At 72.8% G+C, this 19,272-nt stretch carries 17 protein-coding genes and 1 tRNA gene; 6 read left to right on the forward strand and 12 right to left on the reverse strand.

Annotated features, from left to right (window positions below; translation table 11 throughout):
• Positions 1-83 precede the first annotated feature (83 nt).
• The 3 genes from ACFRMN_RS19995 to ACFRMN_RS20005 all read right to left on the reverse strand — a co-directional run bounded on the left by ACFRMN_RS19995 (position 84) and on the right by ACFRMN_RS20005 (position 3,628).
• Positions 84-1,292 (reverse strand): methyltransferase domain-containing protein, encoded by a 1,209-nt coding sequence (locus ACFRMN_RS19995; protein WP_383021235.1) that lies wholly within the window; start codon positions 1,290-1,292, stop codon positions 84-86.
• 4 nt (positions 1,293-1,296) lie between these two features.
• Positions 1,297-1,437, reverse strand: coding sequence for a hypothetical protein (locus ACFRMN_RS20000; protein ID WP_383021237.1), 141 nt, complete (start codon positions 1,435-1,437; stop codon positions 1,297-1,299).
• A gap of 223 nt (positions 1,438-1,660) precedes the next feature.
• Positions 1,661-3,628 (reverse strand): putative bifunctional diguanylate cyclase/phosphodiesterase, encoded by a 1,968-nt coding sequence (locus ACFRMN_RS20005; RefSeq protein WP_383021240.1) that lies wholly within the window; start codon positions 3,626-3,628, stop codon positions 1,661-1,663.
• A gap of 314 nt (positions 3,629-3,942) precedes the next feature.
• Between ACFRMN_RS20005 and ACFRMN_RS20010 the strand changes: the two genes are divergently transcribed.
• Positions 3,943-5,223, forward strand: coding sequence for a M6 family metalloprotease domain-containing protein (locus ACFRMN_RS20010; protein WP_383021243.1), 1,281 nt, complete (start codon positions 3,943-3,945; stop codon positions 5,221-5,223).
• Between the two features lie 87 nt (positions 5,224-5,310).
• Here the strand turns inward: ACFRMN_RS20010 and ACFRMN_RS20015 are convergent.
• From ACFRMN_RS20015 to ACFRMN_RS20045, 7 genes are all read right to left on the reverse strand, one after another.
• Positions 5,311-5,384, reverse strand: a tRNA-Lys gene (locus ACFRMN_RS20015).
• Positions 5,385-5,469: 85 nt separating this feature from the next.
• Positions 5,470-6,117, reverse strand: coding sequence for a bifunctional DNA primase/polymerase (locus ACFRMN_RS20020; RefSeq protein ID WP_383021246.1), 648 nt, complete (start codon positions 6,115-6,117; stop codon positions 5,470-5,472).
• 280 nt (positions 6,118-6,397) lie between these two features.
• Positions 6,398-6,745: a hypothetical protein gene (locus tag ACFRMN_RS20025; RefSeq protein WP_383021249.1), complete on the reverse strand. Its 348-nt coding sequence runs from the start codon at positions 6,743-6,745 to the stop codon at positions 6,398-6,400.
• Positions 6,746-6,834: 89 nt separating this feature from the next.
• On the reverse strand, positions 6,835-8,118 hold the full coding sequence (locus ACFRMN_RS20030) for an AAA domain-containing protein (protein WP_383021426.1): 1,284 nt from the start codon (positions 8,116-8,118) through the stop codon (positions 6,835-6,837).
• A gap of 113 nt (positions 8,119-8,231) precedes the next feature.
• The gene (locus ACFRMN_RS20035) at positions 8,232-9,875 is read right to left on the reverse strand and encodes a hypothetical protein (RefSeq protein WP_383021252.1); all 1,644 of its coding nucleotides are present in this window, start codon (positions 9,873-9,875) and stop codon (positions 8,232-8,234) included.
• On the reverse strand, positions 9,866-11,143 hold the full coding sequence (locus ACFRMN_RS20040) for a hypothetical protein (RefSeq protein WP_383021254.1): 1,278 nt from the start codon (positions 11,141-11,143) through the stop codon (positions 9,866-9,868). Before ACFRMN_RS20040 ends, ACFRMN_RS20035 begins: the two co-directional genes overlap by 10 nt.
• Positions 11,061-12,068 (reverse strand): phosphatase PAP2 family protein, encoded by a 1,008-nt coding sequence (locus ACFRMN_RS20045; protein ID WP_383021256.1) that lies wholly within the window; start codon positions 12,066-12,068, stop codon positions 11,061-11,063. Before ACFRMN_RS20045 ends, ACFRMN_RS20040 begins: the two co-directional genes overlap by 83 nt.
• Positions 12,069-12,283: 215 nt before the next feature.
• Between ACFRMN_RS20045 and ACFRMN_RS20050 the strand changes: the two genes are divergently transcribed.
• Positions 12,284-12,880 (forward strand): histidine phosphatase family protein, encoded by a 597-nt coding sequence (locus tag ACFRMN_RS20050; RefSeq protein WP_383021259.1) that lies wholly within the window; start codon positions 12,284-12,286, stop codon positions 12,878-12,880.
• Between the two features lie 93 nt (positions 12,881-12,973).
• Here the strand turns inward: ACFRMN_RS20050 and ACFRMN_RS20055 are convergent, their stop codons facing one another.
• On the reverse strand, positions 12,974-14,410 hold the full coding sequence (locus ACFRMN_RS20055; RefSeq protein ID WP_383021262.1) for a tetratricopeptide repeat protein: 1,437 nt from the start codon (positions 14,408-14,410) through the stop codon (positions 12,974-12,976).
• A gap of 304 nt (positions 14,411-14,714) precedes the next feature.
• Between ACFRMN_RS20055 and ACFRMN_RS20060 the strand changes: the two genes are divergently transcribed.
• Positions 14,715-15,131: a hypothetical protein gene (locus ACFRMN_RS20060; RefSeq protein WP_383021428.1), complete on the forward strand. Its 417-nt coding sequence runs from the start codon at positions 14,715-14,717 to the stop codon at positions 15,129-15,131.
• Between the two features lie 101 nt (positions 15,132-15,232).
• Complete coding sequence (locus ACFRMN_RS20065) at positions 15,233-16,102, forward strand: spermidine synthase (RefSeq protein WP_383021264.1); 870 nt, start codon at positions 15,233-15,235, stop codon at positions 16,100-16,102.
• Between the two features lie 86 nt (positions 16,103-16,188).
• On the opposite strand, the gene ACFRMN_RS20070 is transcribed toward ACFRMN_RS20065, so the two are convergent.
• A complete protein-coding gene (locus ACFRMN_RS20070; protein ID WP_383021267.1) occupies positions 16,189-16,779 on the reverse strand; it encodes a hypothetical protein in 591 nt (196 codons plus the stop codon).
• A 112-nt stretch (positions 16,780-16,891) separates the two neighbouring features.
• On the opposite strand from ACFRMN_RS20070, the gene ACFRMN_RS20075 reads away from it, so the two are divergent.
• Together ACFRMN_RS20075 and ACFRMN_RS20080 are read left to right on the forward strand one after the other, a co-directional pair.
• Entirely contained in the window at positions 16,892-17,695 is an 804-nt protein-coding gene (locus ACFRMN_RS20075; protein ID WP_383021269.1) for a response regulator transcription factor, read from the forward strand.
• The gene (locus ACFRMN_RS20080; RefSeq protein ID WP_383021272.1) at positions 17,692-19,107 is read left to right on the forward strand and encodes a sensor histidine kinase; all 1,416 of its coding nucleotides are present in this window, start codon (positions 17,692-17,694) and stop codon (positions 19,105-19,107) included. Before ACFRMN_RS20075 ends, ACFRMN_RS20080 begins: the two co-directional genes overlap by 4 nt.
• Positions 19,108-19,272: the final 165 nt, after the last annotated feature.

The following is a 19,272-nucleotide window of genomic DNA, read 5'->3' on the forward strand; positions in this document are numbered from 1 at the left end:
CGATCGGGCACCGAACACACTTCGGGACCTGACACGGTCCGGGGGCTCCGGGGGCGGACACGACGTGAGCACCGCTGTGGTGACTACGTCGTGTCCGCCCCCGACGTGAGCACCCCGGCCGGGGTGTGGAGCCACGGTGTCTGCCGGCCGTCGGGGGTGACGGTCAGACCGAAGCGCTCCGGGCCTGGACTCCCGGCCCCGAGCCACCACCGGTACGTGGCCTCGACCTCGTCCCACAGCCGGCGGGGGCCGTACTGCCAGACCGTGAGCCGCTTGTCCGTCCGGCCGTCCCAGTCGACGGCCGCCCAGGACGTGGTGTCGGTGGTGGCGAGCCAGAGCCTGGACGCCACGCCATGCACATCCGGGTTGTCGTGCCAGACGCGCCAGATGTCCGGGAGCCGCAGCCCGATGGCGAAGCGCGCGGCCGGGTCGTCGCCCGCCAGCGCCCAGGGGCACAGCTCCGTGGCGGACCGCTCCGGTATCTGGTCGTCCTCCACGACATCGCGGTAGATCCGCAGGTCCGTGCGCTGGTTGCGGATGAGCATGAACGCGGAGTGCGGCGAGAACCTGCCGGACGCGCTGCCGTCGTCCCGGACGGTGAGCCGCAGCAGCCCGAAGCAGAGCCAGGGCGATTCCCAGGGCGTCAGGATCACCCCGCCCGGCCGGGTCTGCTCCAGCCAGGCGCGCGGCACCCGCCGTACGGAGCAGGTGGCGACGACCCGGTCGTACGGAGCGCCGGGCGCGTACCCAGCTGTGCCGTCACCGGTGACGATCCGGGGCTCCAGGCCGGCCTCGCGAAGATGACGCCCGGCCCGCGCGCTGAGCCGGGGATCCAGCTCGACGGAGGTCACGCGCTCGCTGCCCAGCCGATGCGCCAGCAGCCCGGCGTTCCAGCCGGTCCCGGTGCCGATCTCCAGCACGCGATGGCCGTCCTCCACCGCCAGCAGGCGCAGCATACGGAAGACGATCGACGGTGCCGACGCCGAGGACGAGGCCCGGCGCTCGCCGTCGCCCGGATCCCGGCCGTCATTGATCTGCGTCACCACCGGCCCGTTCGCGTACGCGGCGCGGAGCCAGTGGTCCGGCGCCGCGCCTCGGCTACAGGCCGTCAGATCGTCGTCGACCCAGACCCTCTCCGGCAGGAACCGGTGCCGCGGAACCGCCCAGAACGCACGCTCCCACTCCGGCGCGAGCGGCCCGGCCAGGGCACCGCGCAGCCCGTCGAGCAGCCCCCGCATGGCCGCCCGCTCGACGGCGCCTGTACGGGGCGCGCCCGGCCCGGCATCCGTCACCGCGCTACTTGCCGTGCTTCGGCCCGGGCCTGGGCTGAGCCGTGTCCGGCGACGGCTTCGCCGTACCAGGATCCTTGCCCCCCGCGTGCTTGCCCTCGCCCTCGCCTTCGCCCCCGCCGGCGGTCTTGCCCGTTGCCCAACTCATGCCTCTCGCCCCCGTAGTCGCTGCGGTCGTGGTCCAGCGTCCCGGCGGGACAGACGCCGGGACGCACTTCCACGATCACCCAACGTCCGGATCACCGGCAAGGCCGCCCGAACGAATGGCGAGTCCCCGCCAGCCAGGGGCCCATCCGTTCGGGTACGCGCGTCGCGTAGGGGTGTCGCGTCGGTGTGTCACGTACGGGCGTTACGCAGGGCGTGAGCGGTCGTCACACGTCTCTCGGGCTGACCGCGACCATCTCCGCGATCCGTTCCGGCGCCACCGGACGGGAGAAGAGCCAGCCCTGCCCCGTGTCACAGCCGATCCGCTGGAGCCGGGCCGCCTGGCCCGAGGTCTCCACGCACTCCGCGGTGACCGTCAGCCCCAGCCGGTGCGCGAGCTGGATCAGGGCCTCCACGATCGTCTCGTCGGCCGGGCTCGGATGGACGCCCTCGTCGTAGCGGAAACCGCGGACGAACGAGCCGTCCAGCTTGAGGACCGAGACGGGCAGCCGGCTGAGATACGCGAGGTTCGAGTAGCCGGTGCCGAAGTCGTCGATGGCGATCCGTACGCCCATGTCGCTCAGCGCCTGGAGCGCCTGGAGAGGCCGCCCCGCCGAGCCCATCACCGCGGACTCCGTCAGCTCCAGTTGGAGCAGTTGCGGCGCGAGACCGGTCTCCGCGAGGATCTCCGCCACGTCCGCGACCAGATCGGAGTCCCAGACCTGGCGTACGGCGACATTGACGCTGACGAAGAGCGGCCGGGTGTGCGGATGGTCCAGCTGCCACCGTCTCGCCTGGCGGCACGCCGTATGCAGCACCCAGCGGCCGAGCTGCACGATCGAGCCGTCCTCCTCGGCGATCCCGATGAACCGATTCGGCGCCAGAGTCCCGAACTGCGGGTGGTTCCAGCGCACCAGCGCCTCCACCCCCCGTACGACCCCGTCGGCCATCCCCACCAGCGGCTGGTACTGGAGCACGAACTCCTCGCGCTCCACGGCCGGCCGCAGGGTCGAGGTGAGCGCCTGGCGGGTCATCCGGTGGGCGTTGCGCTCCGGGTCGAAGAGCGTCCACCGGGCCTTGCCGTCGGCCTTCGCCCAGTACAGCGTGGTGTCGGCGGCCTGCATCAGACCGGTCGGGGTGGTGCCTTCCGCGGCCCGCTCCACGACCCCGATCGACGCCGAGACCGAGAGCCGCTGCCCGGCCAGGTCGAAGGGGCGCTGGAGCGCGGTGAGTACGGAGCGGGCCAGATCGGCGAGTTGTTCCGTACCGGTGGAGTCCTCGACGAGGATCGCGAACTCGTCCCCGCCGAGCCGCGCGACCAGATGGCCGCCGCTGCGGGTGTAGCCGTCCTGGTCGGCGCATTCGGTGAGCCGGGTCGCGACGGCGGCGAGCAGCCGGTCGCCGGTGCGGTGGCCGAGGGTGTCGTTGACGGCCTTGAAGCCGTCGAGATCGAGGTAGCACAGCCCGATCCGCCCTGTTCTGCCATCGCCGTACGGCCGGCGGTCCGGATGGGCCGGGGACCCGCCGTACGCCACGCCGTCGTACGTCGAGGCCTCCAGCGCGGAGGCGAGCCGTTCGAAGAACAGGGTGCGGTTGGGCAGCCGGGTCACCGGATCGTGCATCTGGAGATGGCGCAGCCGCGCCTGGAGCTCGCGCCGGTCGCTGATGTCCGCGATCGACAGCAGCGCACCGCGGCTCTCCGGAACGGGGACGACGGTGACCTCGGCCCACAGGGTCCGTCCGTCGGGGTGCTTGAGCCGGCGGGTGCAGCGGAAGCGGGCGCGTCGGCGCTCCAGCACCGCGCTGTAGGCGTCCCAGGTGCGGCTGTCGGAGGCGAGGTCGACGAGATCGGCCGCGGACCGGCCGGTGAGCGCGGCGGGCTCGGTGTCGAGAAGCACGGCGAGCGCGTCGTTGGCGCTGACGACCGCGCCCTCGTGGTCGATCACGGCCATCGCGAGTTCGGCGGCCCGGAAGGCGCCGTGGAAGGCACCGTGAAGGGCGCCGTGGAAGTCCTGCGCGTCGTCCGGTGTGTATGCGCCGCCCGATGCGTGTGCGGTGCCCGGCGCGTGTGCGGCACGCCCGTCCGGAGCCTCGGCTGCTGTTCCGCCAAAGGTATGACGCTCCGTGATGGGTGGCCGTGCGATGCCGGCCGCCGCGACCGCCGCTGGACGCGGCCCTTCGGAGGTTCCGCTCACGGCTCGCTCCCGCGGTGCGTCGTGGTCGTACAGAGTGGTCGGGACGGTCTGCCAGGGAAAGTGTGCCGATCATAGAGGCAGGCCGGGCGGCCATTCCAGCTCCGGGACGGCGAAGAGCCCGCGGAATCCCGTCGGCTTGCCACCGCGCGATCGTTTCTGCACGTCTGTGGCACCGGAAGAGCCCGCCGTGATCGCTTGTGACTTTCCGTGATGCGCCGGGGTGTCGGGTCACCGACGCCGTGATCCAAGCCCTCTCACCCATCTGGTGCAGCGGAACAGGGCGTAGTCGTACAAAACGACCCAAGGTGGGAGTGGTGTCCCCCAATCCGGAAACGGAGGTCGATGTGGAGCGTCCGCAGCCACCCGGGGGAGTGGAACGGCCCCGCCTGCGCAGGACCGCGGCCGCCGTGACCTCTCTCGTGGCGCTCGCCGCCACATCGCTGATCGCCGGTCCCGCCGGGGCCTCGGCCCCCGAAGGGCCCTGCGCCCTGCCGCGTACCGCCGCCCACCACTCTCTCGGCCTCGACACCTGGAACACCGCCTATCCACGCCCGGACCGTGCCCTCGACGCGGTCATGATCTTCCTCTCCTTCCCCGACTCGGCGCCGCTGGCCGACCCCGCCGAACTGGCGGCCGATCACTTCCCGGCCACCAGTCGCTTCTACGAACAGGCCTCGTACGGGAAGTTCGCGCTGCGCGCCCACCCGCAGCTCCAGTGGTTCCGGATGCCGCACGCCTCCACCGACTACGGGATACGGCGTGACTGGGAGCCCGCCCGGCGCACGGCCTATCTGCGGGACGCGCTGGCCGCGGCCGATCCGGCGGTCGACTTCTCGCGCTACGACGTCGTCTATCTGGTCGCCGATCCGGACGCGCCCGGTGTCGACTCGGATGCCACGAAAGTGGTCAACTTCGACCGGCCGATGAGGGCGGACGGCACGGACATCCGCCGTATCGTCACCGTCTTCGAGCGGCACCCGCCGGACCGCAATGTGCTGGCCCACGAGACCGGGCATGTCTTCGACCTGGCGGACCTCTACCACCGGCCCACGGACGGCAAGGGCGACTGGGACACCTATGTCGGCGACTGGGATGTGATGGGGAGCCAGTTCGGGATGGCGCCCGATCTCTTCGGCTGGCACAAGTGGAAGCTCGGCTGGCTGGACCAGCGGCAGGTGCGGTGCGTGCCGCCCACGGGCACGAGCCTGCTCACGCTGGAGCCCATCGCCGCGGAACCTGTCCCCGGCGGAAGCGCCGGGACCCGCCTCGCGGTCGTCAGGACCGGCCGGAACACCGCGCTGGCCATCGAGGCGCGCGCGGCGACCGGCAATGATCTGCACACCTGCACCGAGGGGGTGCTGATCTACCGGGTACGCGGCGAGATGGCGTCGGGCGGCGGTCCGGTCGAGGTGGTGGACACCCATCCGGACGGTGAGGCCTGCTGGGACCGGTCGGTCTATCCGCCGCTGGCGGACGCGCCGCTGGGGGTCGGCGAGACCTTCACGGTGGAGGGGGAGCACACGCGGGTGCAGGTGGCGGACCGTACGCCCACGGGGGCCTGGACCGTCAAGATCACCCCGGAGGTCCGGCACTAGCTGTATGGCCCTGTCCGGTGGTGGACGGGTACCGGGGAGGGAAAACGAAGAAGCCCCTCGCTCACGCGAGGGGCTTCTTCATGTCTGTGCGCCGCCAGGGACTCGAACCCCGGACCCGCTGATTAAGAGTCAGCTGCTCTAACCAACTGAGCTAGCGGCGCCTGCTGACGTCGTAGACCTTAGCACCCGGATCGGCGCGAAGAAAAATCGATATACGCGGACCCGTCCAGGAGGCGTTTCCCGTGGTCAGGAGCGCGTCCGGGGCAGCCGGGCGGCCACTCCCGCCGACGATTCCGCCGCCGTCCTGGGGCGCGGTACGGAGCCGGTCCCGGACGCCGCCTGGTCGCGGGCCGCCCGTACACAGGCCCAGAGCAGCACATCGGGCCCCGGCAGCCAGGGGTGGCGGGTGTCCGGCGCGACCACCCAGCGCGGCCCCGATCCGGGTACCGGCGTCAGCGGCGGTACGGTCACCGCGTCGCCGGTGCCGTGGCAGAGCAGGGGCGGCGGCGCCGTCTCCCGCCCGTCGGAACCCGGGCCGCCCCACTCCTCCCAGGAGAGCAGGGACGGCAGCCGCTGGGCGGTGCCCGGCGCGGCGAACAGGAGCGTACGGCCGCGGTACACGGCGACCGGCCCCGAGCCGGGACCGTCCCGCCAGAGCCGGTCGAGCATGCGCCGGCCGAAGATCGCGGGGGCGTTCACCACATCGAAGGCGGAGCCGCAGGGCAACACCGCGGGAGCGGTCGGACTGGCGGACCAGAGGGAGAGCGTGGACCGGGAGTACGGTCCGGCGGAGACGAGCCATTCCGCGCCGGCGGGGGTGACCCGCGCGCTGTGATGGGCGTCCTCGTCATGGAGAAGGCCAAAGATGTCGGTGCGGCGCTCGTCGTCGCTCATGCCGGGACTCAGCGGGGATTCATCTCGCAGCCATACGCTCATGACAGTCAGATCTACCGGGAGTAATGAACCCATTCCCGAGAGTTCGCGAAAGACGGGACAGGGCGGCGGGGGGAGGCGTAACCTGCGCACCGCATATGCCACACGGGTGGCCCATCCGGCCCATCCGGCCCATCCGGCCCGCCTGGCCCCGTCCGGCTCACCCGGCCCGCCGGCTCCTCCCGTCCCACCCCGGGCTCAGTGGCCGGTGCTCAGTGGCCGGTGCTCGCGGGGCCGGTGCTCACTGGCTCGCCATGCCCTCGCCGCTCAGCAGGTCCCGGCCGAACTCGACCATCTTCTTCGCGTAGTCCTCGGTCCACTGCGCCCGCAGCGCGATGTCCGCCGTCGTCAGCCGGTCGAAACGGCGGGGATCCGCGAGCTGCGCGGCGGCGATCGCCTGGAACTCGACGGCCCGGTCGGTCGCCGCCCGGAACGCGAGAGTCAGCTCCGTGGCTCTGACCAGCAGATGGGCGGGGTCGTCGATGGATTCGAGGTCGAAGAAGTGCTCGGGGTCGGCGACCGCCTCCGAGGGCTCGAAGAGCAGCGGTGCCGGCCGCAGCCGCCGCTCGCTCCGCTCGGGATCCGGCATCGGTTTTCCTCCTGCTCGTGCGTGTACGGCCTCACGGCCACCGTCCATTGTCCCGCGCCGCGCAAGGGGGCCTCCCTGCGCGCTGTTTCTCAGGGCTGCCAGCTCACCCGGTGCTCCGAGAGCCGGGCCAGGACCGAGTGGTTCGCCTCCCAGCCGTCCGGGAACTTCACCGTCACTCCCAGCTGGACCGGCTCCGTCGACGGGTGCTCGTCCAGGAGCTCCGCCACGCCCGCGCGGCACACCACGACACACGCGTGCCGGTGCCGGGACGCGAGGACGCACAGCCGGCCCGTCTCCAGATGGAACGCAGTGGCGTCCGGCCGGCCGGAGAGCGGGTGGAGCACCACCGTGACATCGAACTCGCGGCCCTGGAGCCGGTTCGCGGTGTCCACGGCCACCCCGCTCACCCCCAGCTCCGCGAGGGCCGCGCGGACCGCCGCCGCCTGGTCGCGGTGGGCGGTGCCGACCGCGATCCGGTCGGCCGTGACCGGCACCGGATCGGGAGAGCGCTCGCTGGTGGCCGCGCCGCCGCGGTCCAGCACCCGGCGCACGACCAGCGCCACGGCCCGTACGGCTTCCGGGTCCGTACGGGGCGTACGCCGGGCGGGCAGCTCCAGCAGGCCCCAGCCGGACTCGGCCGCCTCGTCGAGCACCCGGTCGGGACCCGAGCCGTCGGACGGCACCCCGAACGCGAGCCCCCGGTCGCCGTGGCCCGTACCGCTGCGGAACGGGGTGTACGGATAGAACGCGTCCGACACGAGCGGCGCCGCGGACGCGGGGAGCCGCCATGACACGGGCAGCCGGTGCTGGGGCAGCTCGGGGTTGTGCGCGAGGAGCGTGGAGACCGCGCTCGCGGACGGGTCGTACGAAAGCCCCGCCCACTGGTCGGCGCCCACCACGCTGAACGGGTCCAGCTGGCCGGGGTCGCCGACGAACAGGGCGCGTTCGAAGAGCCCGGCGACGGCGAGCAGCGCGTCCGAACGCATCTGGTACGCCTCGTCCACGATGGCGTGCCGCCAGGGCTCCACGCCCTGTACGTGCGCCCACTTCGCCGCCGTCGAGATCACGACATCGAGCCCCGCCAGATCCGCCGCCTTCGCGGACTTGCGGACATTGGGCAGCGCGTCCAGGGACTTGTCGTACGGGTCGGGGTCATTGCTGTGCAGCCGGCCGACCGGCAGCTCGGGATCCTTCTCGGCGAGCCGCGCGACCAGATCGTCCACCTGCGCGTTGGTCTGCGCGACGACCATCAACGGCCGCCCGGCGGCGGCCAGTTCGCGAGCGGCGCGGACGACGAGCGTCGACTTGCCCGCGCCGGGCGGCGAGTCGACGACCACTCCGCGGTGGGTGCCGTGCAGCGTGTCGCGCAGGATCGCGTCCGTGGCACGCGCGGCGGCGGCGCCCGGATCGAAGGCCGCCCGCCCGGTGGCGGTGGCGGTGTTGGCGGTGCTGTCGGAAGTGGCGGGACCCGACGCGGCGGTGTCCGTCACAGGAAGTCCTCCTCGGTGATCGGGTCCGGAGCCTCGGCCCGGGGCCCGGCCTCGGCCTCGGCCTCGGGCAGGGTCGGGGTCGCGTCCTCCGCGCCCGGGGGCCCGCCATGGGTCCACGGGGTCTCCTCCGGGTCGGGCAGTTTCGGGCCGCCGCGCTGGTCGTGCTCGAAGAGTGTCCAGGCGATCCGGTCGCCCTTCTCCGGTACGGAACCGGGAGCGGGTTCCTTGCCGCGGCCCATACGGTCGGTCAGCCGCAGCACCAGCACACCGTCGGCGTCGTCGGTGGACGACCGTACGAACTCCGCCGACTGCGGCTTGCCGTCCAGCGAGCGGAACACCTTCGTACCCGCGTCCAGATGCGGCCGGTCGTCGGTGCGGACGGTGACCAGTGGGCGCGGGGTCGGCCGCTTGCCCTCGCTGTACGCCATCGCCACCTCCGTCACCTCGCTCAGGAACGCCTCGCCGGACAGCCTGCGCCCCGCGAACACCAGCGGATCGTCCAGCGCCTCCTGGGCCTCCAGCTGCGCCTGCGCCGTCTCGCGCGAGGCGAGCTTCCGCGCCGCCGTCACCGCGTCGTCCCGCCGGGGCTGCGGCGGCTCCCCGGCGCGCACCCGGTCGCGATGGCCGGTGAACGACCAGCGGTCGCGCGTCCAGCGATCGGTGACGCGCTCCCCCTCCGGCAGCGCGCGCAGCAGGTCGAGACCCCGCCACACCGCGTCCCAGGTGGGTCGCATGACGCCCGTGAGCAGCTCGCGGATCTCCCGCTCCGCCGCGGTCAGCCGGGCCAGCTGCTCCTCCGCGCCGGGCCCGTCCTCGGCCGCCGCGAGCGCCTGGCGCGCCCGGTCGTACCCCTCGATGGCGGGCGCCAGCAGTCTGTTGTCGAACGCCGGGTCGGTGGCGGGCCCCGCCGGGGGACAGCGCAACTGTCCGCCGCGGTCCCGGTCCAGCTCGGCCCGGAGCGCCGCCTCGGCGCCCGAGAAGCCCTCCGGCGGATCGATCCAGGAGAGCAGTGCGCCGAGATGCTGGTCCTCCAGGCTGGACTGCCCGGTCGCCCAGTGACGGTTCAGCAGATCGGTCGCCGCGAGCAGCAGCGAGGACCCCGGCACCCGGGCGCGCTCGCCGTAGTGCGTCAGCCAGCGTCCGAGCAGCGGCACGCGCGGCGGCGCGGGATACGGCGTGTCCGGATCGTCCTCGGCCGTACGCCGGAACCGCATCGACCGCCCGAGCAGCCGTACGAAGTCGACGCCGGGCCTGCTCGGCACGATCAACTGCGGTGCGTCCACGCACAGCTCGACCTCGACCTTGACCCGCTTTCCGGTCTCCGGGTCCGTCTCGTTGCGCTCGGCGCGCTCGATCACCTCGGCGTACGCGTCCAGATACGGCAGCACGGCCTCGGCCAGCTCGCCGAGGAACGCGAACCGCAGATCGCGGTCGCGTGGCTGAGCGACGGTCAGCAGCCGGGGCGCGTCCCGGTCCGTCCCGACCAGCGCGCCGAGCGGGGCACCGGCCTCGCCCGCCGTGGTGAGCGGTACGAGCACCAGTGGCTCGTCCGAGATCCTGCGGTGCCTGACGGTGGCCAGCGGCCGGGCCCGTCCGCTCTCCACGGCCTCCAGCCGCGCGAGCGTACTGATCAGCGACATGTGACCGCCTCATGCGCGGCCACCGAGACCGGCCCGGCTCCGTCGTCCGCGCCATCGGCCGCTTCCCGGGAGTCCCCAACCGCTTCCCGGGAAGCCGCGGCCGCTTCACGGGAGGCCCCGGCCGCCGCCAGCGCCTCCGCCCGCAGCGCCGCCGCCCTGCGCAGCGCGACGACCGTCGGGTCCGTCGGGTCGCCCGCCCCGCCGTGCGCCGCCGCCAGCACCGCGCCGACCGTGGTCAGACCGCCCAGCTCGCCCCGCACGCCACGGCCCAGCGCCTCCACCGCGCCCTCGGCGCGGCTCCGGTGGCGGCAGTGGAAGGCCAGTTCGCACGCGGACAGGCACTCGGGCGCGTAAGCCGCCGAGACCGACTCGACCGCGGCCGTCAGCTCCTCGCCCGAGCAGCGGTCCAGATCGAAGGTGGTGCCCTCGGGCAGCCCGGCCGCGATGTCCTCGATCCGGGTCAGCCTGGCCAGCTGACGGCGCGTCACCGACAGCTGCTTGCGTACGTCCACGACCGACGCGGCCGGCAGGTTGGAGAAGTCCTTGGGACAGACCAGCAGAACGCGGTCCGCCACTTCCGCGCCCGCCGTGTGAAGGGCGACCCGCTCCAGCGCCAGCACATACACCGCGGCCTGCCGCGCCGCCGCGCCCACCTTCGCCGCGTCCGCGGAACCGTCGATCATCGGGAAGGACTTGATCTCCACGACCGTCCACCGGCCGTCCGGATGCACCACCACCGCGTCCGGCTCCAGATACGCGGGGGAGCCCGCCACCTCAAGGGCCAGCAGCGGATGGTCCAGCAGCGCCCACGCCCGCGCCTCCGTGGCCTCGCGCAGGGCCAGTGCCGTACGGGCCGTACGACCCTCGGGGCCGGCCGCCGACAGATCGGGGACGAGGACGTCAGCGGGGGCGGGCGGGGGTGACTGCCCGCCGAGCCGTTCGGACAGCAGCCGCATCAGCTCCGTACCGCCGTCGGCCTTGACCTTGGCCTCGAAGGCGTTGCCGCGCATGAACGCGAACTGCGACTGGCCGAACGGGGCGGGCGAGCCGAGCGCCGACGCGAGCGCCGCCTTGTCGACCCCGGCGCCGTCCAGCAGGGCACGCCGCCGGCAGCCGGGGTTGGCGGCGAGGGCGGCCAGCGCGCGGGCGTCGAGCGGATGCGGCGCGGCGGCGGCGCCGCGCAGCTCAGCGAGCCGTCGCCGGAGTGTCGTCCGCGGAGGTGGTGCCGGGGGTGCTGGTGCGGGTCCGCTGCCCAGGGAATCGCTCACCCGCGGAAGTCTCGCATCCGCCGCTGACAATCGGGCCTTGACGGGGTGAGGTACGGGACGGCGCGGGGGCTGAGCGGGCTGAGGAGGCGGCGGCGGGGGACACGGCGGCCGGTGCCGGCGACCGTCCGAAGCGCGCCTCCGCCGCGACCCGTACACGCTCGGCCGCGCGCATGGCCGGCCGGGTCAGCAGCGCCCCGAGGCCCATCACCGCCGCGCCCGCGACCGCGTCCAGGAAGTAGTGGTTCGCGGTCCCCATCACCACCACGGTGATGAGCAGCGGATAACCGACGCCCACCCACTTCACCAGCGGGTTACGGCCGTGCCGCCACAGCAGCACCCCGCACCACAGGGCCCAGCCGACATGCAGGCTGGGCATCGCCGCGTACTGGTTGGTCATCCCGCCGAGACCGCGTGGCGCGCTCGCTTCGTCGCCCCACCATCCGTACGAGCTGTACCGCGCCATGGTGTCGACGAAGCCGTACCCGGCCTCCAGCAGCCGGGGCGGGCAGGTGGGCAGAAGGGTGAAGCCGGCCAGGCTGAGGACGGTGGAGATCATCAGCCAGGTACGGGCGGCCCGGTAGCGGGCGGGGCGGCGGCGGAAGAGCCAGACGAGGACGGCCGGGGTGACGAGGTAGTGCAGCGAGGCATAGGCGAAGTCGGCTGGTATGCCGAGGGCCGGGGTGCTGGTGAAGAGCCGGTTGAGCGGGTGCTCGGCATTGAGGAGGAGCGCTTTCTCCACCCGGAGGATGGCCAGTCCGTGGTCGACCGCGGTCGACACATCGCCGCGTGCGAGCAGCCGGCCCAGTGAGTACGCCGCGTAGACCAGGACGAGCAGCGTCAGCTCGGTCCACCAGCGGGGCCGGGGGCGAGGGCTCCGCGGCGTGCTGGCGCTGTGCGCGCTGTACGGCATCCGGACGGTCTCCATCGAATTTTCATGCGGTTTTCGGCCGACGTTCACCGTACGGTGTAAGCGGTGCCGCCCTTCGATCGGGTGTATCTGCGGAATAATGTTCGACAACATCACCCCCCGACGGAGTGAGGGACGCGCGGATCCTCCGGGAGGTTGCCCCTGGACGTGGCCCTCCGTTCAGGTGCGCGATGATGGAACGGCACCAGTTGTGAACCTCAGGGAGCACCTTCATGGCACCGCGCATCCTGCTCGCCAGGCACGGTCAGACAGCCTGGTCGCTGTCCGGCCAACACACGGGCAGGACGGACATCCCGCTGCTCGACGAGGGGCGGCGCGGCGCCAAGCTGCTGGGCGAACGGCTCCATCACGCGCCCTGGTCGGGGCTGCCCGGCGTGGCGATACGCACCAGCCCGCTGGCGCGCGCCGCCGAGACCTGCGCGCTGGCGGGCTTCGGCGACCGGGCCGAGGAGTGGGACGCGCTGATGGAGTTCGACTACGGCGCGTACGAGGGCATGACCCCGGCGCAGATCAAGGCGGACCGCCCCGACTGGTTCATCTGGCGCGACGGTGTCCCGGACGGCGAGACCCTGGAGCAGGTCTCAGCCCGCGCCGACGAGGTCGTCTCCTGGGCGCGCGAGGCGGACCGTGACGTGCTGGTCTTCGCCCACGGGCACATCCTGCGCGCGATCGGCGCGCGCTGGCTGGGCGAGGACATCTCGTTCGCGGCGCGCATCCGGCTCGACCCGACATCGGTGTCGGTGCTGAGCTGGGCGTACGACCTGCCGGCGATCCAGATCTGGAACGACACGGCGCATCTCACGGCCTGACTCCGGGCTCCTGACTCCGGGCTCCTGGCTTTGCGCTCCTGGCTCCGGGCGGACGACGCCACTTCGGCGCTCCCCTCAGGCCCGGCGCTCCCCTCAGGCCCGGCTGTTCGTCGAGGCGTGGCGGTCCAGGAAAGCGCCCACCTCCGGCAGCCGCCGCTGCGGCAGCAGCACCCGTGCCGTGGCCGCGAGTCTCGTATGGATACGGGACGACTGGACGACGTCCAGCAGATCGAGCACCTGATGGCCGGCCGCCGCCGCCTCGTCCGGCGCGCCGGCCCGGGCGAGGTCCGTGGCCAGCTCCACCCGGTAGAGGGCGAGATTGCGGGCGAAGTGCGGATTCTGGAGCGCCGTCGCGCGATGGGCGTGCCGGGCCGCGCGCGACCAGTCGCCCAACGCCGCGTGACACAGCGCCACCTGTGACTCCAGCTCGGGCTCACCGAAGAAGGACATCCACTCGGGGTCGGCGTCCGAGGGGCCGCGGTCGAAGAGGCGATGGGCCCGGGCCAGCGACTGCTCACAGTTCGTACGGTCGCCGAGCTTGGCCCAGCCGGCCGCCTCGCGCAGGGCGAGCAGCGACAGCAGCCGCGGCGAGGCCAGATGCCTGGCGGCGCGCCGGCCGGCCTGCGCGGTCCGTACCGCTTCCCGGTACCGGCCCGAATCCTTGGCCAGGAACGAGGTGTTGGCGAAGGCGTGCGCCTCCACCTCCGGGTCGTTCGCCATCCGCGCGGTCGCCAGCGCCTCCGCGTAGTGCGAGCGCGCGTCGTCGAAGCGTCCGGAGTCATGGGCGAGCCAGCCCACCGAGATCGACAGCTCGCCGGCGCCCGCGTAGAGCCGGTCGGCGGTGGACTGGCGGGCGGGCGTGCCCGTGTCGAGCAGCGCGTACGCGGCGCGCAGCGGCTGGGCGGCCTGCCGGTAGATCCCGTCGGCGCCGTGCCGGTCGTCCAGCAGCCGGATCCGCCGTACGGCCGCCTCGACGGCGATCACTTCGGCGTCGCCGACCAGCCGCGGTGTCCGCCGCGGCGTGGGTACGGCCGCGACGGCCGTACCGCCGAGACCGAGGGAGGCGGCCACCACCGTGACGGGGCCGCTCGTCATGAACGCGCGACGCAGCACGTCGCTCTCCTCGCCGGTATCGCTGGTATCGCCCGTATCGCTCGTATCGCTGGGATTGCCGGTGTCGCTCCGGCTGTTGGCGGCGCCCGCCCTGTTCGCTCTGTCTGCTCTGTCTGCCCTGTCCGTGGTGGCGGTCACCGTGGCCCGCGCCGCTCTGCCGCGTACGTGCTCACGCGGAGAGAAGCCCAGGTCCTCCAGGGTCAGTCCGGGAAACATATGCAGGAAGACCCGTTCGTACGCGTAGTTGGGGCAGCGGATCTCGCCTGCCTCCACCCGTCCGATATAACGCGCGTCACAGGCGACTTGTTCACCGATCTCCCGCGCGGCCCTGCGCACGGCGGCGGCGAACTCCCCCGGCGAGCGCCGCGCGCGCAGCCGGCGGAAGGCGAGGTTGGGAACTGCCCGAGACGACGCCATGGCCGAGCCCTCTCCTGGTACAGCCGTTGGTGCCCGCGGGTCACCCGGAGCGTGCGGTGTGGTGTGGCGCGGTGCCCAACTCCGGTTGTTCCGACGGGCAGAACGTACCGGCTGTGACGGTCGTGACACATAGAGTTTGCCCACAAACCGGATTTCTCGCCCATGATCTGCCATGAACTGCCATCTTTTTCGACGGTGCGCCGCCGTAGCTGTTGACGCGGCCATGCGTTGAACCGCTCGGGAGACGCTCAACGTGGAGGTCGGTATGGACACCAGTGGTGGCTCGCGGACGACTGCTCGGCGCATGCCCGGCCAGGAGTGCGGCGTGCGTCGCGGGGACGACGCCGGGGAGCCCTGTGACCTGGTGACGGTGCCGGCCAGGCAGGGCCTCGAAGCGGTGGACATCCTGCGCCGGGGGGGCGCCACTCCCAAAGTGGGGCCGGTGTTCCACGACGGTCCGTGCGACATCCTCGGCTTTCTGGTCCCGCCGGGTACGGCCGCGGGCTGGGACATGCCGGGCAGCGCCTGTACGCAGACGAACGGCGGCCGGGGGCTGCGTCTCCCCGCCGAACCCCCGGGTTTCCCCGCCGAACCCCCGGTCATCGGCTCGGACTGGCTGCTCCACCCCGACACGACGGGCCCGGTCACGGATCCGGCGCTGCTGAGGGAGGCGCTGGGCGAGGCGGCGCGGCTCCTTGAGGCCGCCGACCGATGTAGATAACCGGACTCATGCCCTCCGGGCACTCCATCCCTCGCCTCTCACGGTGACCAGACGTTCCGGCCGCGCACGATCGCAGGCGAACGAGACCGCAAAATAGGTGTGTGGCAAAGAACAAGCGCCGGGCGCCGAGTGCGGTCCAGGCCGAAGACGTCGACGGCGGTCGCGCCGAGCTGGTGCCCGACCGGGAGCGGGCGCGGGCCTGGTCGTTGCTGATCGACGGGGCCCCGCAGTCCCATGTCGACCTCGACGACCCCGCGTATCTCTCCTTCGCGTATCAGCGCAGGCTCGGCCATGTCGCGGATCTCGTGGCGCCCGCGGGCCGGCCGCTGCATGTCGTGCACCTCGGCGGCGGGGCCTTCACCCTCGCCCGCTACATCGCCGCCACGCGCCCCCGCTCCACCCAGCAGATCGTCGAAGTGGACGGTCCCCTCGTCCACTTCGTACGCGAGTGGCTTCCGCTGGACCCGAACGCCCGTATCCGCGTCCGTACCACCGACGCGCGGGCCGGGCTCGCGAAAGTGCCGGACGGCTGGGCGGATCTGGTGATCGCCGATGTGTTCGACGGCGCCCGTACCCCGGCGCATCTGACCAGCGCGGAGTTCCTGGGGGACGTACGCCGGGTCCTGAAGGCGGACGGCCATTACGCGGCCAATCTCGCGGACGGTCCGCCGCTGGCGCATCTGCGCGGCCAGATCGCCACCGCCGCCACCGTCTTCGGCCGGCTCGCGCTCGCCGCCGATCCGGCGGTGTTCCGGGGCCGCCGCTTCGGGAACGCCGTACTGCTCGCCTCGGACCGTGAGCTGCCCGTCGCCGAGCTGACCCGCCGGGTCGCGAGCGATCCGCATCCGGGGCGGGTGGAACACGGCCGGGCGCTGGCCGACTTCACCGGCGGCGCGGCGGTGGTGACCGACGCGAGCGCGAAGGCGTCGCCGCCACCCCCGGCCGACGCGTTCAAGGGGCCGCGCGGATAGGCGGGTTGGCGCCGCCCATCGGCACGTGACGCCGCCTCACCTGTCCGAGCGGCCTCCAAGCAGCCCGCTTCGTCGGACCGGACAGCTCAGCGGTCGTCGAACTGCACCATCGGCGGATGGTCGTTCCAGGTGCAGAACACCGAGACCTCCCGGCCGCCCTGGGTGAACGTGACCCGGATCCAGGTCGGTTGTGTCCACACCTGCATCTGCCAGCCGCTGTCGGGCGTGGCCGAGACCAGTTCGGCCGAGGCGCTGTGGATGTCGAAGACGACCCGGCCGCCGTCGACCGTATAGCTCTTCACCTCACCGGAGGAGCCGGACGGATCAGCCTGCGAGCCCGCGCCCGCGCCCTTGTTCGCGCTTTCGCCCGTGCTCCCGCCCGTGTGCCTCGTCCCCTCGGCCGGCGGATGCGACGAGGGCCGCCCGCTGTGGCTCGGTGTCGCCGTCGCCGAGGAGGACGGCCTCGCGGACGGGCTCGGGGGACGCCAGGTGGACGAGGCGACGGGGCTCGCCGCCTGTTCCGTCGCGCTGTCCACGGGCAGCGGGAGCGCGCGCGGCGGGTCGTACGCCGTCCCCGACATGACCGAGTGGACGCCCCACCACGACAGCGTGACCGCCGCGCCCGTGGCGAGCGACCACGCCAGGGTGTGTACGAGTCCCATGCGCATCCGGGCCATACTGCACCACCCGCGCCACGGCTGTCCCGTGAGCGCCGATAAGGGAAACCGGTCACGGCCGACCCTGGAGACCGGCCCTCCCGCACCCCGTGGATGGCGTACGGTGCCGCCCATGCCCAGTGTGCTCGTGGTCGAGGACGACCAGTTCGTACGCTCCGCCCTCATCAGGCACTTGACCGAGGCCTCCCACACCGTACGGAGCGTCGGCACGGCTCTGGAGGCGCTGCGCGAGGTGGCCCATTTCCGGTTCGACGTGGTCATTCTCGACCTCGGCCTGCCCGACCTGGACGGCGCGGAGGCGCTGAAGATGCTGCGTGGCATCACCGACGTACCGGTGATCATCGCCACCGCGCGGGACGACGAGGCGGAGATCGTACGGCTTCTCAACGACGGCGCCGACGACTACCTCACCAAGCCGTTCTCGGTGGAGCATCTGGCCGCCAGGATGGCGGCCGTACTGCGCCGTTCGCGCGCCACCGCGGGCGAGGCCACGCCGCCGCGCGTCATCCGGGTCGGCGGGCTCGCGATCGATCCGCTGCGCCGGCAGGCCGAGTTGGACGGGGCCAGGCTGGATCTGACCCGGCGGGAGTTCGACCTGCTGACGTTCCTCGCCGGGCGCCCCGGGGTGGTCGTGGCGCGCAAGGAACTGCTCGCGGAGGTGTGGCAGCAGTCGTACGGCGACGACCAGACCATCGACGTCCATCTCTCGTGGCTGCGAAGGAAACTCGGCGAGACGGCGGCCAGGCCGCGCTATCTGCACACGCTGAGGGGCGTCGGGGTGAAGCTGGAGCCGCCCCTGCCGCCCGTCCCCGAGATGCCCCTGTCCGAGCCGCCCGTTCCCGGAGCACCGGCGTCCGGGGCGCCGACGGCCGGAGCACCGGCGTCCGGAGCGCCCGTCGCGGAACCGCCCGTATGAGATGGGCCCTGGTCAAAGTGGCCGTGGCCGTCACGGTCATGGTCGTCGTGGCCTTCGCCGTCCCGCTCGGACTGGTCATCAAGGAGATGGCCAGGGACCGCGCGTTCTCCAACGCGGAGCGGCAGGCGGCCGCCATCGCCCCCACCCTCTCCATCACCACCGACCGCGAGCAGCTGGAGCGGGCCATCGCCTCCACCAACGCCGGTGCCGACGGGCGGATGGCCGTGCATGTCCCGGCCGGCACGGGGCCGGAGGCCGGTCGGCTGGACATCGGGCGCGGCCGGGCCGCCGAGAAGGATCTGCGGACCGTCCAGCGCGTCCCCCGCGCGGCCATGGCCGAGGTCGCGGGCGGTTCGGTACTGCTCCAGCCGACCGCCCTCGGCTCCGGCCAGATCGCGGTCGTCGAGATCTACGTCCCCCAGAACGAGGTCTCCAAGGGCGTCACCACCGCCTGGCTGGTACTCGCGGGCGTCGGGTTCGCGCTGATCGTCGGGTCCGTCGCCGTCGCCGACCGGCTCGGTGTGCGGATGGTCGAGCCCGCCCAGCGGCTCGCGGGCGCCGCGCACGCGCTGGGCGAGGGAAAGCTCGGCGCGCGGGTCCCGGAGGAGGGCCCCGCCGAGCTGCGGTCCGCGGCGATCGCCTTCAACTCCATGGCCGACCAGGTCGTCGGGCTTCTCGCCAACGAGCGGGAACTCGCGGCCGATCTCTCCCACCGGCTGCGCACCCCGCTGACCGTACTGCGCCTCAACGCCGCGTCCCTGGGCGAGGGACCGGCCGCTGACCAGACCAGGGCCGCCGTCGCTCAGCTGGAGCGCGAGGTCGACACGATCATCCGTACCGCGCGCGAGGCCAAACCGCAGACGGTGGCGGCGGGTCCGGCCGGCGGGTGCGACGTCTCGGAGGTCGTCAAGGAGCGGATGGACTTCTGGTCGGCGCTGGCGGAGGACGAGGGCCGTACGGTACGGGTCGCCGGTATCGGCCGTCCCGTACGCATCCCGGTCGTCCGCGCCGAACTGGCCGCCGCCCTCGACGCGTTGCTCGGCAATGTCTTCCGCCACACCCCGGAGGGCACGGCCTTCTCCGTCGATGTGCACAACGGGGAGGACGCCGTGATCGTCCTCGTCTCGGACGCGGGCTCCGGTATCGCCGACCCGAAGGCCGCCCTCACCCGGGGCAACAGCGGCGGCCGGGAGGGCTCGACCGGGCTCGGCCTGGACATCGTGCGCAGGGTCGCCGAGTCGACGGGCGGGGATGTACGGATCGGACGCTCGGTGCTCGGCGGCACCGAGGTACGGATCTGGATCGGCCTGGACGGATGGCGCGCCGCGGACGGACCGCGCCGGGGCCACCGGCTGCGGCGGCGCCGACGCCGCGGCGGCTGCCTGGACCTTCAGCGGCTGTCCGACCTTTAACGGCTTCCGATGCGCCCCTTAAGCGCGCCCTAAGAAGACCACCACCCGCCCGGAACGGGCCTTTCGTCCGGACCGGGGCGGCTAAGGTACGGGCATCAGCACCCGCCACCCGTCTCTCCACCGTCCCCCGGGACCGCGCGCTCCGGCCGATACATAACCCCCCAC

Source organism: Streptomyces sp. NPDC056835, from assembly GCF_042789485.1.
Lineage (GTDB): Bacteria > Actinomycetota > Actinomycetes > Streptomycetales > Streptomycetaceae > Streptomyces.